This window comes from Clostridiales bacterium (genome assembly GCA_015243575.1).
In the GTDB taxonomy this organism is placed as follows: Bacteria; Bacillota; Clostridia; order Peptostreptococcales; family Anaerovoracaceae; genus Anoxybacterium; species Anoxybacterium hadale.
This window is the reverse complement of the sequence record CP042469.1, coordinates 599056-618879: the sequence shown is the minus strand read 5'-3', so window position 1 is coordinate 618879 and position 19824 is coordinate 599056. Positions and strand designations below refer to the sequence as shown.

The following is a 19824-nucleotide window of genomic DNA, read 5'->3' as shown; positions in this document are numbered from 1 at the left end:
AGTAATATATTTACCTACGAGTGCCTGCGCCGGTCCATACCCGGCGATGCAATATCCCTTCAATCAGCGGTATCTGCTCAGTCAAACGATGGCTGTGATAGCATCGGTCCATCAGGCTGAGCAGCCGCTGCAAATCAGGGAAACGGGGATGCAAGGCGGCGTTGAAATTGGATGCGCATACGGCTTGCAATTCCCAAATTACTTTCGTTATTATAGAAGCTGCCCTACTTCTATAATGAATCGCATCGATGCCTAAGGCGTGTTGTGCCTTGGCACCCGATGTATATACCTTCTTTTATATGCCAAGATTATTACGATGGAAACAGCCACTGCCGACCGGCAGTGGCTGTTTCCATTTTGAAAATATGACGATACTACACGCTCCACCCAAGGCTTTCCTGCTGGATGGTATAAAGCCGCTCGTAGAGTCCCTTTTTCTCCATGAGGGCATCATGGGTTCCCTCTTCTGCAAGCTTTCCATCTTCAAGAACAACAATCTTATCTGCTCCTGCAATGGTTCGCAGCCGATGAGCGATAACAATGACGGTTTTTCCTTCGATCAGTCTGGAGATGGCTTGCTGAATCAGCGCTTCGTTTTCCGGGTCGAGAGACGCAGTGGCCTCGTCTAGCAAAACGATAGGAGCATTTTTCAAAAGCGCTCTGGCGATGGAAATCCGTTGGCGTTCTCCGCCGGACAGGGTGCTGCCGTTTTCTCCCAGCATAGTCTGATAGCCACTTGGCAGTTCTTTGATAAAATCGTCACAGCATGCTGCCTTGGCAGCGGCAATTACTTCCTCTTCACTGGCATTCATATTTCCAATTTTTATGTTGTTATATACCGTGTCATTGAAAAGAACTACATCCTGAAATACAAAGGACATGTAACTCATCAAATGTTCCGGATCAAGGGTCTTCACGTCTACACCGCCAACCTTAACCCTTCCCTTGTTTACATCCCAAAACCTTGCAATGAGCCTGGATACGGTGCTTTTTCCGCAGCCCGATGGACCTACAAGCGCGGTGATGGCATCGGAAGGAAATGATACCGTTAGATCCTTGATCACCGAATCTGTCCCGGCATTTTTTGTGTCATAGCTGAAGGATACTCCCTCAAACTCAATATTCCACTGAGTGAGCTTTGCTTCCGCGTTTCCTTCCATAATAGGAGCTGTCATGAGGGTTCGCATCCGCTTCGTGGAAATGCGATGGTAAAAGAGCTCAGGAAGTAAGGTAAACTCAACCATGATTGGGCCATAAATCCGAACGACAATGACTAGAAACATGAGCAGCGGGATAAGCTCGATGCTGCCCTTTGTTAATAGGTGCGCACCCACAAAGACCGTTAGTCCGATCCCTGCCTGAAGCAGCATTTGTGCCCCCGTAACAAAGATTCCTGTCCCGAATTCCATCTTCATAGCCATCTTTTTCATCAGTCGCAGTGCCTCATCGAGTTTAGCAAACTTGGAGCCGTCAAGTCCGCAAGCTTTGATTACCTTAATTCCTTCCAGATATTCCTGAACCTGTCCCGATGCTCTCAGTTTTGATTCGACGTGCTTTTCGCTGAGACGTCTCTGGAAACTCTTGCTTCCAAGGATCACAAGAAGTGCAACAGGTACGGAGCAGAATACCGCAATGGCCATTCTCCAGTCAAAGGCTGCCATCATGGCACAAACCAGTGTGATGGAAATACCATTGGAGATCAGTTGGGGAATGATGTGGCTCAGAACGTGCTCCGTCGTTGTGCAATCCGCCATGATGTTTGTTGTCAGTTCCGTCAGATCCTTAGAGTTGAAAAAGCTCATGGGCAGTTTTCGAATCCGCTCCGCCACACTAACTCTCGTATGTTCCGCTTCCATATAGGAAGTAACATAGGTTTTCTTGTAGTCATTTTTGCTTGCAAGGAAAACCAAGACAGCAGCAACTACACCGAATCCAAGGAACGCCCACATCTTATTCCAGGAGATCTCCTGACCCATGAGCGGTTTGAGCAGCTCCGCAAAGAGCTGTATGGTAATAAGAAACGGAAGCATTAGAGAAAGGTTGGTCAGTGTGCAGGCTGCAATAGCCTTCTTCAGATCAGAGTATCCCTTAGCCGTTAGCATCAGTGCTTCTTTCAAATTAAACATGGACTGAAGCCCCCTTTCGATTGATTTTCCAGGTCAGGGTTTGGGTATATCTTAGCCACATATCATAATACTTACCTTCCTTCGCAAGGAGCTGATCATGGCTTCCTTCCTCAATGAGTCTGCCTTTATCCAGCACCACAATCTTATTGGCACTACGAATCGTGGATAACCTGTGGGCGATCATAATTACGGTTTTTCCATGCATCAGCTTTTCAAAAGCACGCTGAATTAGGTATTCATTCTCAGGATCGGAGAATGCGGTAGCTTCATCCAGTACGATGATGGGAGCATCCTTGACGATTGCTCTTGCAATGGCAATTCGCTGCTGCTCTCCTCCAGAAAGATGAACCCCTCTCGTTCCGATCACAGTATCGTAGCCTTTCGGTAATTTCAGTATAAATTCATGGCACTGGGCTGCTTTTGCTGCCGCCATCACCTGGTCATCCGTGGCGTTCTGATTGCCAATGCGGATATTTTCCATGATGCTCTGCTTAAAGAGGAACACATCCTGAAATACGAAGCTGACCTTTTCCATCAGATACTCACTTCTCATATTCCTGACATCAACCCCTCCAATTCGAATACTGCCCTCAGTCACATCAAAAAATCGGGGAATCAGATGGGCGATGGTGCTCTTTCCTCCGCCGGAGGGCCCAACGATGGCGGTTATCTCCTCTCGATTCGCTGTAAAGGTTACACCTGAGAGCGCCTCCGCATCCTGCCCTTGATAGGAGAAGGATACCTGATCGAATACGATATCATGGGATGAGATGGTACCTGGAAATTTTGGCTGTGGGAGCTCTGCTTCATTCAAAATATTGTCCATTCGTTCCACGCCCCCAACAATCTGCCTCGCGCCGCTGGTAACATACATGAGTTTCATCATCACCGTAGCAATGGAAGGGACAAAGATCAGATAAAAAATAAAATTGACAGCATATTCCGAATAGTTGGTGGCCCGGATTCCTGCCCAAATTCCAACAGGAACTAAAAATAGATAGATGTTATTAATAATTGTTGTAAACGCTGACATGGTATTTTCCCAGCTCAAGGTGAAAGGAATGACCATTTTCGTATACTCACTGATTGCATTGTGCATCCTCCGGAAGGAATAGACCGTTTGACGAAAAGCCTTTACCACAGTGATGCCCCGTATGTATTCCACCGAAGCATTGTTCATATCCTCCAGAGAATTCATATAGAGCTCCATCATTTTTTTGGATCCCTCCCTGCCATAGCCTTTTACCTGAACGAAATAGGCAATGGCAACTCCGAAAGCCGCAGCAAGTCCAAAACGCCAATCGATTGCAAATAAGATTACAAACATCGCTACAGGTGCCACCATGGAAGCCACAATATCCGGCAGTTGATGGGCAATGAAACCCTCAATTTTTTCAATGTTCTCGTCCATAATCTTGCGCAGCTTTCCGCTTCCTATGAGGATATGAAAGCCCAGCGGAACCCTCGCAAGATGAGATGCAAAGTTTACCTTAAGCTCATAGAGTGTTCCGAATGCTGCAAGATGAGAACACATGAGCGCCAGAAAATACAGCAGGATGTTCAGTACGATTCCGCCAAATGCTGCAAGACCTAGGAGATTTATCCGATGGATATCCAGAGTTCCAAAGTTGGGATATACGTTCATAATTTCCCGCACCACATAATAGATAACCACATGGGGGATGAAAGACGCGACAGCTGCCAGCGCAGAAAGAATAGCTGAGGAAATAACAAGACCCTTCTTCATTGCTGCTAGTTGTAGCAGCCTTGGCATACCGGTTTTGCGAGCTTCCGGTTTCTCACTGTTTTGATTCAAAAGATTCACCTTCTTCCTGAAAATTGTATTGGTATTATGATGTACCTGAACTGCTTAAGGGCAAAGAGCAGGTACCTTGCGTTTCAATTGAGTTAGCATTGGCTAACCACGGCGCTTAAAAAAATGCGCAGCAACGCATGTTATACCAAACATTATAGCGGCAAAAGGAATCTGTTTCCGCTCCAATTAGGTGAAAATGAACCAATCAGACATTTTTATTTCTTTATTGGTATATACAAAGAAGTAGATTTTTTTCTTTGTAAAAGACAGAATTCCTTCCAGCAAAATTTCTATCCCAAAGAAAGAGAGTCCTATACAGTAAATTCCATTTGGGAATCTGCCGATAGGCTCTCTTTTTCTCTCGGATACTATTTGTCATTTGAGTTTCAGATATACTTCTGTCTACGATCACATTATGTGTATGATTTATGCTGCTCTATCCCGTTCTTCTTTAGATGATTTGCCACCCATGAAGAAAATTGCTGCGGCAATGCCTGCAATAGGCAATATGCAATGCCAGTGACTTAATAAAAATTGCATGCTCTAATCCTCCTTTTCCTTATCATTCACCAATCGGGTGAACCTCTGCTAATTGAACTGAGTCAGACAATAAAATCAGCTCATTCTTCTCACCGCTTTAGTGGCAGCTGGCTCCTCCAGCGCCTCCAGTTCCCCCTGCATTAAAAAGTTCAGGAGGCCAGATCATCGTTTCAAAGTCTCGTACCTCCGCTTTGATCGACTCGGCATCGATGTCTGAAAGATCATCAACTACCTTGATATACCCAAAACGAGTATGATCACCGCTGGAGAAGTCAAAGCTTTCCAGCGGAACGAAGTTCAGTGTATTGTTTCCTGGCGACAGCGTAAGCTTTGTGGAGTATGCCGGAATCAATAATTCGGCGTTGTTGCCCGGAGCTGAGCTGTCACGGATCACCCACTGTACACTGGTCCCTGCCTGAACTACAACAATTGCCGGTACAAAGCCGCGATCGGTCAATTCCACAGATACAGTCTGGTATCCGCCCTTCTTTTCAGCTACAGCCAATTTCTCGGTAGGAATGGAGATATTAGCCGAAACGGGTTCCGGCGTCGTACCGTAATCAAAGAATCCTTGATCGGAATCTGCTCCATTTGTACCGTCAGTGGAAGCTTCTGCTCCATTGCCGTTATCAGAAGGCGACGATCCATCGCGTAACTCAGATTCGCTGTCCACCACGGTGATAGAGCTGCGAATCATACCCATCCAGCAGCTATAAGGAAACTTTCCACTGGTTGTAGGAGTAAATTCAATCACGTTCTCCCCCGGCTGAAACTGATATTCAATGTTGTATTCCGGAATTAGGATTCTATTATTACAGCCATTGATACTGCCCTCAGGTGCCTCAATCGTCCATCGAACAGGAATACCGGATTGAACTGTAATAGCAGGATAACCGCCAGATGCAAGAGTTGATGAGACTTGCTGGACACCATTTTCTATTACAACGGGAGGCCCTCCCTGTGAGCTGCCAGAAGCCCCTGCAAAGGAGAAACCCGATAGACTCATGCCGCTTGAAAACATTGACAAACCGAGTACAACAACCAAAACTGCTCCGGCGGTCATGACCTTGCGGGTGAATTTTTTACTCAGTACAGAACTTAGCGCGCCGAGTCCAAACATCAGCGGCACAGTTCCCAAACTGAACAGCAGCATGGATAAAGCGCCTTGCGTCATACTTCCCGTTGAGAGAGCATAAAGCTGCATCGCTTGCAGCGGCCCACACGGCATGAGTCCATTGAGCAGCCCAACATACAGAGGACTCTTGCTGCGTCCCTTTTCTTCATTGATTTTACTGGCAAAAATCCGGGGCATATGAGGCGTCAGCTTTCGAAGAGAAGGAAACAGACCAAGCATATTGATGCCCATGATTACCATAAATACACCGGCTGCAAGCTGTACGACACCCTTAAACACGCCGGAAAAACTAATCACCCCACCGAGTGCGCCAACAAGACCACCGATTACCGTGTACGAAATGATTCTTCCCAGATTATATAAAAAGCTCGGACCCATGGAGGCCAATGGCCCGGAAGCTGGGCGTTCTACCTGTGGAATACACTGCGAGAGATTGATCCCTCCGCACATTGCAACGCAATGGACAGATGTCAGCAGGCCGATGAGAAAGAGCATTCCGTAACCCATGCCTTCCTCAGCCAATGGGAAAGAACTAAAAAAATTCGTCAAACCAAATTGCTGCAGCAGCATGAACAAAGACAAAATCAATATAACAAAACCGACTGCCCTGGTTTTATCATCAGCCGTCGTTTGATTATCTGCAAGCACCTTATAATCCATACGTTCAATGACCGCAGCAATCTCCTTTAACGTAACCATATCGGGATGGTAGATCACATTTGCTATCCCCTTAGCATAGTCCACCGTAGCACTTTCAATTCCGGCAGTGTTATTCAGTTTTCTTTCAATCTTATTTTGGCAGCTGATGCATGTCATGCCGCCAATGCGAATTTTCTTTCGCTTCATCTCATTCTCCATTTGAAACGCAACACCTCTTTTCATTTCTTGGATTGAGTATATAGAAAAGTTTTGTAGAAATTATGAAGATAGGAGAAAAATAAAAAAGACCAAAGGGCCTAAGCTCTTGATCAGTACAATTGAGGCTTAAAAAAATTAACCACATTCGGACAGAATGTGGCTACTTTTTTTCTTGCAGATGGCTGCTGCTTCCTCCATTTCATTTCATACCGTATTTCTCCAGTCTGTCATAAAAGGAAGATCTGCTCAGATGAAGCAGCCTGGCTGCAGCGCTCCTGTTTCCGTTTGTTTTATTTAGAGCCTCCTGCAGCATCTCACGTTCAAAACCGATGAGACTGGTCCGGTAGGATAGCGGAGGATGTTCTTCAGGCTGTGCGCTGGATACAATTTGAGAAGGAAGATTTTCCACGCCGATCTCTCCCTCCCAGACATAATTGGCCGCCCTTTCAATCGCATTTTCCAGTTCTCTAATATTCCCTGGCCAGGAATATCCCTGGAGCGCGTCCCTAGCTCCAAGGCTGATTCCCCTTACCCTCGCTCCCAAAATTCCGTTGTACTTTTCCACAAAAGCATCGGCCAGAGCTGCAATATCCTCCGGGCGCTCCCTTAGCGGAGGAAGTTGAAATGCTATGACATTCAGCCTGTAATATAAATCCTCCCGAAAGGTCTTCTCGGCAATGGCTTTTCGAAGATCCCGATTGGTAGCGGCAATGATCCGCACGTCAACCGACTGTTTCCCTGAACCTCCGACTCTGGTGAACTCTTTCTCCTGAAGCACCTGAAGCAGCTTTGCCTGAATTGACATTGGCATATCGCCAATTTCATCCAGGAAAACCGTTCCTTTATTTGCACGCTCAAAATATCCGGGTTTTCCGTTCTTCAATGCTCCGGTAAAGGAACCCGGTGCATATCCGAAAAGCTCTGATTCAAATAAGGTTTCCGGTATGGATACACAGCTTACTTTAATAAACGGCTGTTTTGCCCTGGGGCTGGCTTCATGAATTCCCCGGGCAAACATGTCCTTGCCGACTCCGCTCTCTCCCGTAAGCAAAACCGTCGAGCTGCTTCGGGCAATCAACTGAGCTTCGTTTTTTATCTTAGTAAATGCTGGGTTATGGCTAACCATTTTCTGGAATCTTCCGCCTTCATTTCTTTTTTCAAGCTGATCCCTGTAATACTGCACCTGCTGGTTCAGATAGAGCCATTTCCTTGCAATCTCCTCAGTTACGGCATTATCATTAAGGTATACCGTGCTGACAATGCTCTGACGCTCATTCCTTAGAAAGGGAATATGAGAAACGATACAATGCTTCCCTTGTACATTACAAACGTCAACCCCTGCTCCTGCCGCTGCTCCTGTTCCGCTTTTTCCCGTCCGATTTTTCCGTTCGGTTTCCACGCAGTTGATGGTCGCGGCAGAACCGGTAGATTGTTTTTCATCAAGGCGCAGCAGATCACGAATTGATTTGCCGATAATGTCTTCTGCCTTGCAGGACAGAAGGCGGCAGGCCCTTTCGTTTACATATCTGACAATACCCTCCGGATCAGAAACAAAGACACCGTCAGAAGAGGCGCTGAGGACTCCATCAACAGTGTGCTGAAGTTCTTTCACCAGCTCCAGTTCCCGCGCAATCTTCTCCATGTCCGAAATATCTAAAAATGCAAAGCTGAATCCAATTTTTTCTCCATTTTCGATGATGGGCACCTGACTGACGATAACAGGAATTCCATTCAGTATCATCTTTTGGCCGATCCTGCGCTCCTCTGAGATTTCGATCTCAGGAAGGAGGTTTTCCAGCGCCTTTCCCTTGACAAGCTCCGCTTCTAATCCAAACAGCTTGGCAGCAGCAGGATTGATCCGCAGCAGGATTCCGTTTTGATTCGTTATGATGATTCCTTCATAATTCACACGAAAGAGCGATTCCATAAGCGCAGAGGAGGCCATGATTACGCTCAGACTTCCCCGCAGGTACTCTCCCGTCCCAATCATGCCTGCAACTCGGCCGGAGCGGTCAAGTACCACTACATTGTCTACCTTACTCTTCGTCACCCGCACCACCAGTGAATACTCATCGTAAGTCCTGTCCACCGTAATGAAAATCGGATGCTCCACCATATATGTACCGCAGGGTGTTTCCAAATCCGCCCCCTCCAGAAGCGCCTTATAAAGTCGTTTCTTAGGAAACACGCCAATGAGCTTATCTGTTTCATTTACAACAGGCAGGGTGTTTACCTTGAACTGCTGATAGTACTCGATGACCTTGCGCAGAGAGTCTTCAGGATGAAGCACCTTAAAATTGCGGTTCATCATCTGTTCCACCGTAAAGCCCTCTGAAAAATTTTTATACTGAACGGCATCCATTCGTATCGACCCTTTCTACTCCCTGTGAGAGGTGTCAGCGCACCCCACTTCACAGCCGATTTAGTTCCCAGTGTATTGACCGGATGAGGTGGTCAATCTACCACATCCGGTCAATACACCACATCGCTTTCTCAAAACTTGCCTGAAACCTTTTACTGGATCATTGTAGAATATAAAAAAATAGAACATTGTAGAATTTTAGCGATGAGGCTATGTATATTTTCTCCGCGGGATCGTCTTCCTTTCCTTCCCGGATTTTTTTCCCTTTCCTAAAAAACACAGCCCCCATACTGCGGAGGGCTGTGGCACTTTGATCTAAGAATTTTACGCCTAACCCTTGATAAGCCTTGGGGTCAGCATCTGGTGGACGGCGCAGATGGATCTGGGGTTTTGATAATAAGCCCCCACAAAGGCTCTGCAGTAATTACGAAGCTCCGGAAGCGCAACAATCTCATCAACAAATCCCTTTTTTGCACAATAGGCAGGTCTGGATTTTTCATTGTACTGATGGATGATCTCATTCATTTTTCCGATGGTGCCATCCAGTGGCTTTCCGTCCTCCCGATCCTTCAAAAGTCTTCTTGCATAGGATGCAGCTGCTGCGGTCTCCCCATGCATGACGTAGATTTCGGTGGCCGCCGTGCCCAAGGTAAAGACATTATTATTGTTTGCCTGGGGCCCGCCGAGAACGTAATGGGCAGCGGCGGTTCCTTTTCTGAGAACAATGGTCATCATAGGGGTTTCCGACTGCTCGATGGAATAGATCAGCGACATCCCCAGACCCAGCATCTCTGCCTGTTCTGCGGTATCTCCCACATCGATTCCTGTGGTATCCTGAACCCAGATCATAGGAATTCGATCTCGTCCGCACAGGGTAACAAATTCATTCATCTTAATCAGACCTTCCCTGTACAGCTTGCCTCCGATCCCATCATACTCTGCGTAATGAGGATAGCCTGTACCCAAGCCACCTTGGTTGTTGGCAACAAAACCGCACAGATAGCCATCGATCTTTGCAAGGCCGCAATAAATCTCCGGCCCGTATTCCGGACGAAACTCCATGTGCTCACTACCGTCAAAGAGACGGGCAAGAACTTCCGACATGGAATAGATTCGCTTCTGATTCAAGGGGATCAGGCTGTAAAGATCCGAATCAGGATACTTTGGCTCTGTGGGTTCCCCTACCCGGAAAAATTCCGCATCATAGGAAGGAAGCGTTCCTAAATATCGCTTGATCTCGTCGAGTACCTCTTCCTCTGTGTCGCAGACCTCTCTGATAAAGCCAGTACCGTTGTGATGAATCTCCACGCGCCCTGGCGGCGTTGTCTTAAATTTCTTTGTTGCATCGATGAGTGCTTCGGCAACCTCCTCATCAATATAGCCTTTTGGTGCCATACCACTGACGATTCCCGCACCTCCCACAGCCATATTACATTTCTTATGACCGATGAGTATGGTAGGGCTGATGGCATGATAGCCGCCACCCGCAGGATTGGTTCCGTAAATGCCTACGATAATGGGAATCCCCAGCTTCTGAAGCTCAGCATGGCGGAAAAAAGGAGTCCCGCTTCCTCTGCGGTTGGCATAAAGACGTTCCTGTTCCATAAGCTTTGCTCCGCTGCAGTTCAGCACCCAAACCAAAGGCAAATGCAGCAGTTTTGCCATATCGGTTACGCGAAGCACATTATCAGCCTGTCCGGAAAGCCATGCACCAGCCATAACTTTATTATTGGAAGCGATAATTACCGCCCATTTACCATCAATCCTACCGATGCCGTCGATCACTCCCGTATTTCCTTCCTCATTTTCCAGAGGATCATATATGGTATGCAAGGGACACCATGTGCCGGGATCAACGAGATATTCCAGCCGCTGCCATGCGGTCCACTCCCCCTTTTCATTCATTGCCTCCGTCGCTTTTCCATTCTGCTTTACCCGTTCAAACTCCAGTGCAATGAGGTCTTCCTGCTCTTTTATTTCCTCGACATTCTTTTTCAGAGTGCGCGTCAATTCACTTCCGATCCCTGGCATATTCTTAAAATAGGAATGCAGTGAAAAATCTTTTTCAATCATCTTTCCTTCTCCTTTCAGTCATATGCTCTGCTCATTTCTACCTGTTGGGCTGATACCCCAGCTCAATGCCCGCTACGATTCCCATGTGAATATTTGAGGTTCCCTCTAGTGTTTCAAACTGTTTTGCATCCCGAAGCCACCGTCCGCAGGGATATTCAGTGGAATACCCGTAAGAACCATAGATTTTCATTGCAGTGTTAGCCCCATGGACTGCGGCATTGCATGCAAAGAGTTTTGCCATGGAGGTTTCCTGCTGGCTCGGAAGCTTGTTTTCCTTCAGCCATGCTGCACGGAGCACCAAGAATTTTGCTGCCTCATCCTCTAGCTTCATCTCCGCTATCTGCTGCTGGATCATCTGGAACTTTCCGATCTGCTGTCCGAATTGCGTCCGTTCATTGGCATACTGAACCGCTCCTTCCAGACAGGCTGCAGAAAGTGCCGCAGCACCGGTGGCACAGCCCATGCGGGTATTGTTCAGCATCCACATACAGATCTGAAATCCCTTATTCACAGGTCCCAGCAAATTTTCCTTAGGTACCACAGCATTTTCGAATACAATCTCTGAAGTAGGCGCAGTCCACATTCCTACTTTCTTTGTGATTGGAATTCTTGTGATGCCCGGTGTATGATTGTAATCAATGATAAAACAGGACAGCCCCTTGGGGCCCCCACCCTCTGTTGTGACGGCATAAACCAGTCCGATATCGCTTGCATGGCCCCCTGAAATCCACATTTTTGAACCATTCAGCAGCCAGTGATCTCCTTTGTCTGCTGCAAAGGTTTTCATGCTTCCCACATCTGATCCAGAGTTAGCCTCGGTCATTGCAAAGCTTCCCACCGCTTGACCGCTTACCAGATCAGGAATATACTTTTCTTTCTGCTCCGTTGTCCCCCACTCATTGATGGTCATGGCTGGCCCCCAGCAATTGCCGCTGATGCTCAGCCGCCAGCTCGTATGTACCTTGGCAATTTCGTAAAGTGCAGTGACACCCTCCATCCAGCCCATTCCGTTCCCGCCGTATTCCTCAGGAATATTCCATCCCAGAAGTCCCAGCTCTCCCATTTTGGTCAGAATTTCTCTGCGATAGTAGTGGTTCTCCTCATCCTCTTCCACATATGGCGCAATCTCTTTTTCAGCAAAACTTCTGGCCATGTCCTGCACCATTTTCTGTTCTTCCGTCAATCCAAAATCCATCGATTTATCCCCCTTATTCTATAATTGCCAGGACATCGTCCTCTTCTACTTTGTCGCCTACCTTGACCAGAACTTCTTTCACGATGCCCGGATCTCCATAAACTGCGTTTTCCATCTTCATGGCTTCGATGATAAACAGTTCGTCATCCTCTGTAATCATCTGGCCTGCTGTTACATGAATTTCCTGAACTCTCCCTGCCATTGGGCTTGTTAATTCTCCCATTTTCAATCCCTCCTATTATATAATCCTTTCAATTGGTGCGGCGTTTTGCCTTGCCTACATTTCTAGTTGGAAAACAGTATCCGGTAAAAGACAGATTCCCAAATTTCAACTGGTCTGAATATAGTTGTACCGGCAGATTTAAAGCAGCGGTACAATCGTGATGTAGATTCCTGTTAGTATTGCAGTAGTAATCACCCCACAGATATTCGCGCCCATGGCATACTGCAAGATCACGCAGCGCTTATTGACGCGGGATACCTCTTTCTGTGCTACCTTTGTTGTTGTGGGGACGCAGGAGACCCCTGCAATTCCTACAGCTGGATTAAACTTTTTATGGTTGATCAGATAGACGAGATAGCCTCCTGCAATCCCGCCGATTCCCGAAAGCAGCAACGCTACCATTCCCAGCACCAGCAAAATCAAAATCTTTGGATTTAGGATCGTGCTTGCCTCGCACAATACGCCCAGCATTAGTCCAAGAAAAAAGGTCGCTGCATATAGAAAAACATCTTCCAGCATCTGTATATATTTCGTTATCCCTGACTCCTTGATGGCATTTCCCAGAAAGAAACTTAAAAACAGGGGTGCTGCCACCGGAAACAGCAAGCAGAGCACAGTAGAGGCAATCATGTCAAAGGCAATTTTTTCTCCTGAAGTCACATCATTCCGCTTGGATGACTTCAGAGCGATACCCCTCAATTCCTTTGGTACCAGCAGCCTGATGAGGAACGGATACCCCCCATAGGTGAGGCTTAGATATAGATACGCAACGATGGTGATCGGTACAAACAGTTCCTTTGCCAGAATCAATGAGGTAAACAGTACCATCGGTCCGTCTGCCCCTCCAATGATGGAAACAGCCGCCGCTTCCCCCCAGCTGAGTCCCATGGCATGGGCAATGGGAAAGGTCACAATGGTTCCCAGCTCAGCACACAAAGCGATGAGCATACTGGTAAAAGGATATCTCAATACATTTCCCACATCAGAGATCACGCCGATCCCCATGAATACAATGCATGCGATTAAACCATTGCTGAAAGTAAACGTGTAGATGGGCTGCAGAAAGTCGATCTGCAGAATCTGCATCAACCCATTTGTCTCTGTTACCATGGGATCGATAAAGATGGTTCCTGTCTGTGAAGCGGACAAAAACAGCACTCCGGCATTCACCGCCGACATCCCAAAACCCATAGGAATCATAATCAGAGGTTCCAACACCTCCTTTTTCCCAAGATACACCAGAAGGATTCCCAGAAGAATCAGAACAATTCTGGCAACTGCTATTTTAGGATCCTGATAGAAGAGCGTCCCCACGCCCTGAAACAACATGGCCAGATTCATTCTGCTGCCTCCTTCCTCTCTGCTTCCACTCCTTTTTTCGGAGTGAAACGACGTATCACCAGCAGGATTCCCTTGATCAGCGCTGCGATCAGAATGGAGATAATAAATCCCATATAATAGACTTCAAGCGCAACCAGTATGGCTTCCTTCATTCCTATTCTCCCTTCCCTTTGGCCCTCTTTTGTACGGCCAAACCCTTATTTTAATTCTCTTCTGATATTCCATATAAAGCAGAATGCTCCTGCAACAGCCAGTGCCGCCGCAGCAATCAACTCCAAAAGGGTGAAGTCAGTCATGATCCTCTCTTCCTTTCTACAGCTTTCGGAATTCTTCCGTAAGCAAGGGCACAATTTCAAATAGGTCTCCCACGATCCCATAATCAGCAAGATTGAAGATGTTCGCATCAGGGTCTTTATTGATTGCTACGATGACCTTGGAAGATCCCATTCCTGCAAGGTGCTGAATTGCGCCGGAGATCCCGCAGGCGATATATAGAGTTGGGGATACGGTTTTCCCCGTCTGCCCCACTTGAAATTTCTGTTCGATCCATCCCGCATCCACAGCTGCTCTTGAAGCGCCCACAGCCGCACCAATGACGTCGGCACACGCTTCGAGAATCTGATAATTTTCAGGGCCTTTCATCCCTCTGCCTCCGGATATAATGATGTCCGCTTCAATGAGTTCTGGACGCTGTGAAACAGTCATGGCGATATCTTTTACGATGGCTCTCAGATCCTCCCCGTCAATTTCAGTACTTTCTCGTATGACCTCAGCACTTCGGTTATCATCCTCTACACCAAGAGCAAAGGTATTGGGTCTTATCGTTGCCATTATGGGATACGCATCGGAGACTGCTTCTAGAAAAGCTTTTCCGCCATATACTGGACGACTGAACTTTATGAAATATCGTTCGTCCCACTCCATTCCCGTACAGTCAGAGGCCATTCCAGTACCGAGCCGCTGGGCAAGGCGTGGAGCCAAATCCTTACCCACTGCAGTGTTTCCCAGAATCACGGCCTTTGGATTTTCTTTCCGGATCAGCCGATTCAGCACTGAGGTATATGCGCCTGTCGTATAGAGAGCCAGCCTGTCATCTTCCAGAAGGATGACCCGGTCCGCGCCATATGCTGCTGCTTTCTGTGCAAAACGTTCCGTTTCTTTTCCGGCAATAACCGCCGTTAAAACCTCACCTGACAGATCAGCAATCTCTCTGCATTTACTCAACAATTCCAACGAAACTTTCCGAATTTCCATACCCGCTGATTCAAGAATGACATAGATTCCTTCCGGCTTAATATCTTCTGTCACAAGCCCTTCCAGCATAATCCCTTCTGCCATAGTCCCTTCTGCCATAGTCCCTTCTGCCATAGTCCCTTCTGTCATAAACCCTTCCTCCCTTCTAAATTACCTTTGCTTCTTCTCGAAGCAAACGCGCTAATTCTTTTGCTGCTTCACTCGGTTGATAATCCAATTTTTTTCCTCCCGTTCTGGGTTTTGGAAGGCTGCAGGACAGACATTTCATCTTTGGTACAGCTGTTTCAACTGCCATATCAAGGTCAGTGAGGGTCAACACCTTGAGTTCTTTTTTCTTTGCTTTCATAATACCGAGCATCGTCGGGTAGCGCGGTATATTCAGTCCTTTCTGTGCGGTAAATACTGCAGGCAGACTGACTTCAATCAACTCCGTTCCGCCGTCAATTTCCCTAGTGACAGTGGCCTTTCCATCTTCGGCTTCCAGCTTGAGTATGCTGCTCACCGATGGAATATGAAGTGCTTCCGCCAATCGAACTGCCACCTGTCCCGACCCATCATCTACTGCGATGCGACCTGTCAGAATGAGATCAAAAGGAAGCTGACCTACTGCTTTTGCCAGTACTTCTGCAACCACCCATTCATCGGCATTCACGAGGGCGGGATCGCAGATGAGAACAGCCTGATCACAGCCCATAGCAAGGGCAGTTCGCAATGCCTCCTGGGCCTTCTCCCTGCCCATACAGACAAGGGTAACCGTTCCGCCGAAAGCTTCTTTCAGCTTCAGCGCCTCCTCAACAGCGAACTCGTCATATGGATTGATGACCAGATTTACTCCGGTGCTGTCGATCCCCCCGCTGCTGTTTATTTGAATTTTCGCTTCCGTATCAAATGTCTGCTTCAGGCAAACGATGATATTCATTAATTTCCCTCCTTCAAAATGCTGGCTGCTATGACCACTCTCTGAATCTCGCTGGTTCCCTCATAGATTTCCGTAATCTTTGCATCCCGCATCATGCGCTCCACCGGATAGTCACGGGTGTATCCATACCCCCCAAGAATTTGTACTGCTTGAGTTGTCACGCTGTTTGCAGTTTCCGCAGCAAAAACTTTTGCCATGGCTGAATGCTTGGAAATGGGTCTATGTTCATTAGCAAGATAGCACGCCTGATAGACAATCAGCCTGGCCGCTTCGATCTGAAGAGCCATATCTGCCAGCTTGAACCGAATCACATCCATTTCAGATAAAGTTTTGCCGAATTGAGACCGCTCTTTAGAATATTTCAGCGCTTGCTCAAAGGCACCCTGCGCAATTCCCAAGGCTTGCGCTGCGATGCCGATTCTACCATAATCAAGGGTAATCATTGCAATTTTAAAGCCTTGCCCTTCTCCCCCCAGCAGATTGGAGGCAGGTAGCCGGCAGTTCTCAAAGACAAGCTCGTAGGTAGCAGATGATCGGATCCCCATCTTTTTTTCTTTTTTGCCAAAGGTGAAGCCGGGGGTGCCCTTTTCCACGATGAAAGCTGCAATACCTTTGTTCCCCTTTGCTTTATCCATTTGAGCTGTAACCACATAAGTATCCGCATAATATCCGTTTGTGATAAAGATCTTTGAACCGTTTAATACATATTCCTCTCCGTCTTTAACAGCGGTAGTTCTGGTACCGGAAGCATCAGAGCCCGCCATTGATTCCGTCAGTCCGAATGCACCCAGCTTTTCGCCTGCTGCCAGAGGAGGCAGGTACTTCTGTTTCTGATCCTCATTCCCGAAGAGATAGATGGGGTTTGCGCACAAACTGGAATGGGCTGAGATGGTCACCCCTAAAGAAGCATCAACCCTTGAAATCTCCTCAATCGCAATGGCATAGGAGATATAATCAGCACCTACCCCGCCATATTCCTCCGGAAAAGTGATTCCAGCCAGACCCAGTTCACCGCATTTTGCCCATAACTCCAGCGGGAACTCCTCTTGCTCGTCCCGCTCCTCTGCACCAGGCCCACACTCCTCTTCCGCAAAATCACGGACCATTTTTCGCATCATAACGTGGTCTTCTTCCAAATCAAACTTCATAGGTTGTAATCCCCCTTTCTGTTGTCTTTGCCTTTGTTATATTTAAATCGCAAGAAGTGTGCCAATTGACGCTAGCAAAAGAAAGGCTGAAATTGAAAGGAAGTTACAGTACCAGCTGCCCTTCGAGCCCTGTCATACTGTAGGGAAATCCGTACAGGTGTACGGATTTTAGGCAATCAAAAAACCCCGTTCGATTGAACGAGGCTCCGTCTCTCAATTATATTTCTTTGTAAATATACCGTTTCATTACCGGATTAAGTTTTTATGTAAGTCTATTTTGCAGCTTTCGTCTTTTTCCTGGGGTGAAAGGAAAGGCTAACACCAGCTATGAGAACATGGATTCCCTGCATGACGAAGAGAATACCTGTCAGCATCACCGGTGAGAAGTCAAAGAGTACGGTATTGAAAAAGGAATACATGCCTGTAATTGTGCCAACGGCTCCTAAAATCACAAGCCAGCTCCAGTCCCGCAGATCTTGTTTCATTCGCGAAACCCCATCTGCAACACGCAGTACACCGGAAAACATCACCCAAAGTCCAAAGAACACCGGAACTGCGGCTTCAGCGATAATCTGATTGGCTAAAACTAGTATTCCCAACAGAATTGAGGTTACTCCCTCTGCTAAAAGCAGATATGGTACCTCCCTCTTTTTTCCGATCCATAGGTATGCTGTAACGCCGCTGATTCCGGACAGCAGCATCGCACAGCCCAGTATAAATGCAACAGAAACGAATGTGGCCCCCGGAGCGGCGAAACAAAATATCCCCGTTATGACGAGAATCACACCTGCTGCTATTTTAAAAACTCTCACGATAGTCCTCCTTGTTTGCAGTTTTATCTAGATGGCTCCGGCTTGCTTCACACCGATACAATGGATGCATGCAAATCGAAATTTGTAGAATACCCGCAAATTTCGCACCTTAGTTCGCATCTATTATATCATCCGTGCAAGCCGCTGCTCCGGCTTGCTTCACACCGATACAATAGATGCACGCAAATCGAAATTTGTGGAATATCCGCAAATTTCGTACCTTGATCCGCATCTATTATAATATCTCATTCCCTCAGCGTCAACCGTTATCCGTCTTCCTGAACCATTTCGTGAAGCTCTATGCCGATATCATTTTTCAAAATTCCGCCAAAGGTGATGGCACTGCCGCCGTATTTTTTTCGAATGGCATCCAGCGTTCGCTCAATGGTCTCTGATTTTTCACGATCCTTTTGCTCTGCGACAAAAAGGCTTAGCTGTTCCGCTTCTCCTTCGTCAACCAGACTGATTCCAGTGACTGTAAGCATACGAATAGGCTCATTCATTCTCCAGTATTTGCATATCAACTCAAGAGAAGCTGCCCCGATCTCCTCCGCCAGATTGCTTGCCGAAGAAAGCTGCTTCTGCCTGGAAATGGTTTTAAACATAGGATCCTTAATGTCTACCTTAACGCCTTGACATTTCAGTTCATAGCTTCTCAGCCGGGTGGCAACGGTGTCGGACAAGGCCAGAATCGCAGTCTTAATATCAGCAAGCCCCACCAAATCCCGTTTGAAAGTCATCCCGTTTCCCACTGATTTAATCTTCTGTCGCTCGCAGGAAAGACAGACGGGGCTGTCATCAATGCCGTTGGCGTAATCGTGAATCACTGCCCCTTGTTTCCCGAGCATGCTGCAGATCAACGTTCGATTATATACGGCAAGATCACCAATCGTCTTGATCCCAGCCTTCTCAAGCTTGTCCGCCGTAACCCCTCCTACAAAAAAAAGCTCACGTACCGGAAGAGGCCATAAAATTTTTCGAAAGTTGTCTCTGTTAATCACCGTTGTGGCGTCAGGTTTTTTATATTCACTTCCCATTTTTGCAAGAACCTTATTAAAGGAAACTCCGACGGAAAGGGTAAGGCCAAGCTCTTTCTTTACAGTCTCTCTGATGGTATCCCCAATTTCTTTTCCCGTCCCAAACAGCTTCAGACTCCCGGAAACATCCAGCCAGGATTCGTCGATGCTGAAGGGCTCCACTCTATCGGTATATCTGGCATAAATCTCGTTAATTTTCTGCGAGTAACTCCGATACCGATCATGGTGAGGCGGTACTAAAATCAAATCAGGACATTTCTTTCTTGCCTGCCACACGGTCTCGGCCGTTACAACGCCATAAGCCTTGGCTTCTTCATTTTTTGCAAGAATAATTCCATGCCGGTTGTCCGGATTGCCGCAGACTGCCACAGGCTTGCCTTTTAGCTCCGGGAGTGCCAAAAGTTCCACCGATGCATAAAATCCATTCATGTCACAATGCAGTATGGTTCTGTCCATTTTACGCGACCTCCAACTTATATTTTACACTAGCAAACAACCCTGCGCTAGTGTATAATAATAGACATAGGATGCGGCCTGTTTGGGCCTTCCGAGCAGGCTGCAATGTTTGCTGTAAGTTTTAATAGGGATGGAGATAAAATGAAAAATGTAATGGTCTGCGTTACACAGCAGAAAACCTGTGATCGCTTGATCCGATATGGACATGACTTTCTTGGTGATCAGAAAGGCGAACTTTTTATAATACATGTAGCCCATTATCAGATCAAATTTTTAGGGAACTCCAAAGAAGGGGAAGCGCTGGAGTATCTTTATGAGAAAGCATTGGAATATGGTGCAAATCTTACGGTTGTCCGTTCCAATGATGTTCTGGAAACCCTTGAGGATCTGGTTACAAAAAATAAGATCACTCATGTGATTTTAGGGGAATCCGGCGAAGCCGAAACTAGGTCAAGCGTAGTGGAAAAACTAAGAGAACGTGTTTCTGGCAAGGCAGAGCTGATCGTGATTCCTTCCTGAGAAATAGAAA

The 19824-nt window shown here is 47.0% G+C and carries 14 protein-coding genes; 1 reads left to right on the top strand and 13 read right to left on the bottom strand.

Annotated elements, in window-relative coordinates; all coding sequences use genetic code 11:
* Positions 1-374: 374 nt before the first annotated feature.
* From FRZ06_02520 to dinB, 13 genes are all read right to left on the bottom strand, one after another.
* Positions 375-2126, bottom strand: a complete 1752-nt coding sequence (locus tag FRZ06_02520; protein QOX62308.1) for an ABC transporter ATP-binding protein — start codon at positions 2124-2126, stop codon at positions 375-377.
* Positions 2119-3900 carry an ABC transporter ATP-binding protein gene (locus FRZ06_02515; GenBank protein ID QOX65804.1) on the bottom strand — a complete coding sequence of 594 codons (1782 nt, stop codon included), beginning with the start codon at positions 3898-3900 and terminating at the stop codon, positions 2119-2121. The genes FRZ06_02520 and FRZ06_02515 overlap by 8 nt, the downstream gene beginning before the upstream one ends.
* Positions 3901-4579: 679 nt before the next feature.
* Positions 4580-6475, bottom strand: coding sequence for a heavy metal transporter (locus tag FRZ06_02510; protein ID QOX62307.1), 1896 nt, complete (start codon positions 6473-6475; stop codon positions 4580-4582).
* 199 nt (positions 6476-6674) lie between these two features.
* Positions 6675-8837: a PAS domain S-box protein gene (locus tag FRZ06_02505; GenBank protein QOX62306.1), complete on the bottom strand. Its 2163-nt coding sequence runs from the start codon at positions 8835-8837 to the stop codon at positions 6675-6677.
* 330 nt (positions 8838-9167) lie between these two features.
* A complete protein-coding gene (locus tag FRZ06_02500; GenBank protein QOX62305.1) occupies positions 9168-10910 on the bottom strand; it encodes a glutaconyl-CoA decarboxylase subunit alpha in 1743 nt (580 codons plus the stop codon).
* A 37-nt stretch (positions 10911-10947) separates the two neighbouring features.
* Entirely contained in the window at positions 10948-12105 is a 1158-nt protein-coding gene (locus FRZ06_02495) for an acyl-CoA dehydrogenase (GenBank protein ID QOX62304.1), read from the bottom strand.
* 13 nt (positions 12106-12118) lie between these two features.
* Positions 12119-12328: an acetyl-CoA carboxylase biotin carboxyl carrier protein subunit gene (locus FRZ06_02490; GenBank protein ID QOX62303.1), complete on the bottom strand. Its 210-nt coding sequence runs from the start codon at positions 12326-12328 to the stop codon at positions 12119-12121.
* Positions 12329-12466: 138 nt separating this feature from the next.
* Positions 12467-13669, bottom strand: a complete 1203-nt coding sequence (locus FRZ06_02485; protein QOX62302.1) for a sodium ion-translocating decarboxylase subunit beta — start codon at positions 13667-13669, stop codon at positions 12467-12469.
* Positions 13670-13981: 312 nt separating this feature from the next.
* Positions 13982-14992, bottom strand: coding sequence for an electron transfer flavoprotein subunit alpha/FixB family protein (locus FRZ06_02480; GenBank protein ID QOX65803.1), 1011 nt, complete (start codon positions 14990-14992; stop codon positions 13982-13984).
* Between the two features lie 76 nt (positions 14993-15068).
* Complete coding sequence (locus tag FRZ06_02475) at positions 15069-15842, bottom strand: electron transfer flavoprotein subunit beta/FixA family protein (GenBank protein QOX62301.1); 774 nt, start codon at positions 15840-15842, stop codon at positions 15069-15071.
* Positions 15842-16990, bottom strand: a complete 1149-nt coding sequence (locus tag FRZ06_02470; GenBank protein QOX62300.1) for an acyl-CoA dehydrogenase — start codon at positions 16988-16990, stop codon at positions 15842-15844. The genes FRZ06_02475 and FRZ06_02470 overlap by 1 nt, the downstream gene beginning before the upstream one ends.
* A 272-nt stretch (positions 16991-17262) precedes the next feature.
* Complete coding sequence (locus FRZ06_02465) at positions 17263-17802, bottom strand: hypothetical protein (protein QOX62299.1); 540 nt, start codon at positions 17800-17802, stop codon at positions 17263-17265.
* 266 nt (positions 17803-18068) lie between these two features.
* Positions 18069-19295, bottom strand: a complete 1227-nt coding sequence (dinB, locus tag FRZ06_02460; GenBank protein ID QOX62298.1) for a DNA polymerase IV — start codon at positions 19293-19295, stop codon at positions 18069-18071.
* A gap of 105 nt (positions 19296-19400) precedes the next feature.
* On the opposite strand from dinB, the gene FRZ06_02455 reads away from it, so the two are divergent.
* Positions 19401-19814 (top strand): universal stress protein UspA, encoded by a 414-nt coding sequence (locus FRZ06_02455; protein QOX62297.1) that lies wholly within the window; start codon positions 19401-19403, stop codon positions 19812-19814.
* Positions 19815-19824: the final 10 nt, after the last annotated feature.

What these genes read in the sequence shown, in the direction of transcription:
- FRZ06_02520 (QOX62308.1), bottom strand. Translation starts at nt 2,126, where the DNA reads ATGTTTAATTTGAAAGAAGCACTGATGCTAACGGCTAAGGGATACTCT.
- FRZ06_02515 (QOX65804.1), bottom strand. Translation starts at nt 3,900, where the DNA reads ATGCCAAGGCTGCTACAACTAGCAGCAATGAAGAAGGGTCTTGTTATT.
- FRZ06_02510 (QOX62307.1), bottom strand. Translation starts at nt 6,475, where the DNA reads ATGGAGAATGAGATGAAGCGAAAGAAAATTCGCATTGGCGGCATGACA.
- FRZ06_02505 (QOX62306.1), bottom strand. Translation starts at nt 8,837, where the DNA reads ATGGATGCCGTTCAGTATAAAAATTTTTCAGAGGGCTTTACGGTGGAA.
- FRZ06_02500 (QOX62305.1), bottom strand. Translation starts at nt 10,910, where the DNA reads ATGATTGAAAAAGATTTTTCACTGCATTCCTATTTTAAGAATATGCCA.
- FRZ06_02495 (QOX62304.1), bottom strand. Translation starts at nt 12,105, where the DNA reads ATGGATTTTGGATTGACGGAAGAACAGAAAATGGTGCAGGACATGGCC.
- FRZ06_02490 (QOX62303.1), bottom strand. Translation starts at nt 12,328, where the DNA reads ATGGGAGAATTAACAAGCCCAATGGCAGGGAGAGTTCAGGAAATTCAT.
- FRZ06_02485 (QOX62302.1), bottom strand. Translation starts at nt 13,669, where the DNA reads ATGAATCTGGCCATGTTGTTTCAGGGCGTGGGGACGCTCTTCTATCAG.
- FRZ06_02480 (QOX65803.1), bottom strand. Translation starts at nt 14,992, where the DNA reads ATGCTGGAAGGGCTTGTGACAGAAGATATTAAGCCGGAAGGAATCTAT.
- FRZ06_02475 (QOX62301.1), bottom strand. Translation starts at nt 15,842, where the DNA reads ATGAATATCATCGTTTGCCTGAAGCAGACATTTGATACGGAAGCGAAA.
- FRZ06_02470 (QOX62300.1), bottom strand. Translation starts at nt 16,990, where the DNA reads ATGAAGTTTGATTTGGAAGAAGACCACGTTATGATGCGAAAAATGGTC.
- dinB (QOX62298.1), bottom strand. Translation starts at nt 19,295, where the DNA reads ATGGACAGAACCATACTGCATTGTGACATGAATGGATTTTATGCATCG.
- FRZ06_02455 (QOX62297.1), top strand. Translation starts at nt 19,401, where the DNA reads ATGTTTGCTGTAAGTTTTAATAGGGATGGAGATAAAATGAAAAATGTA.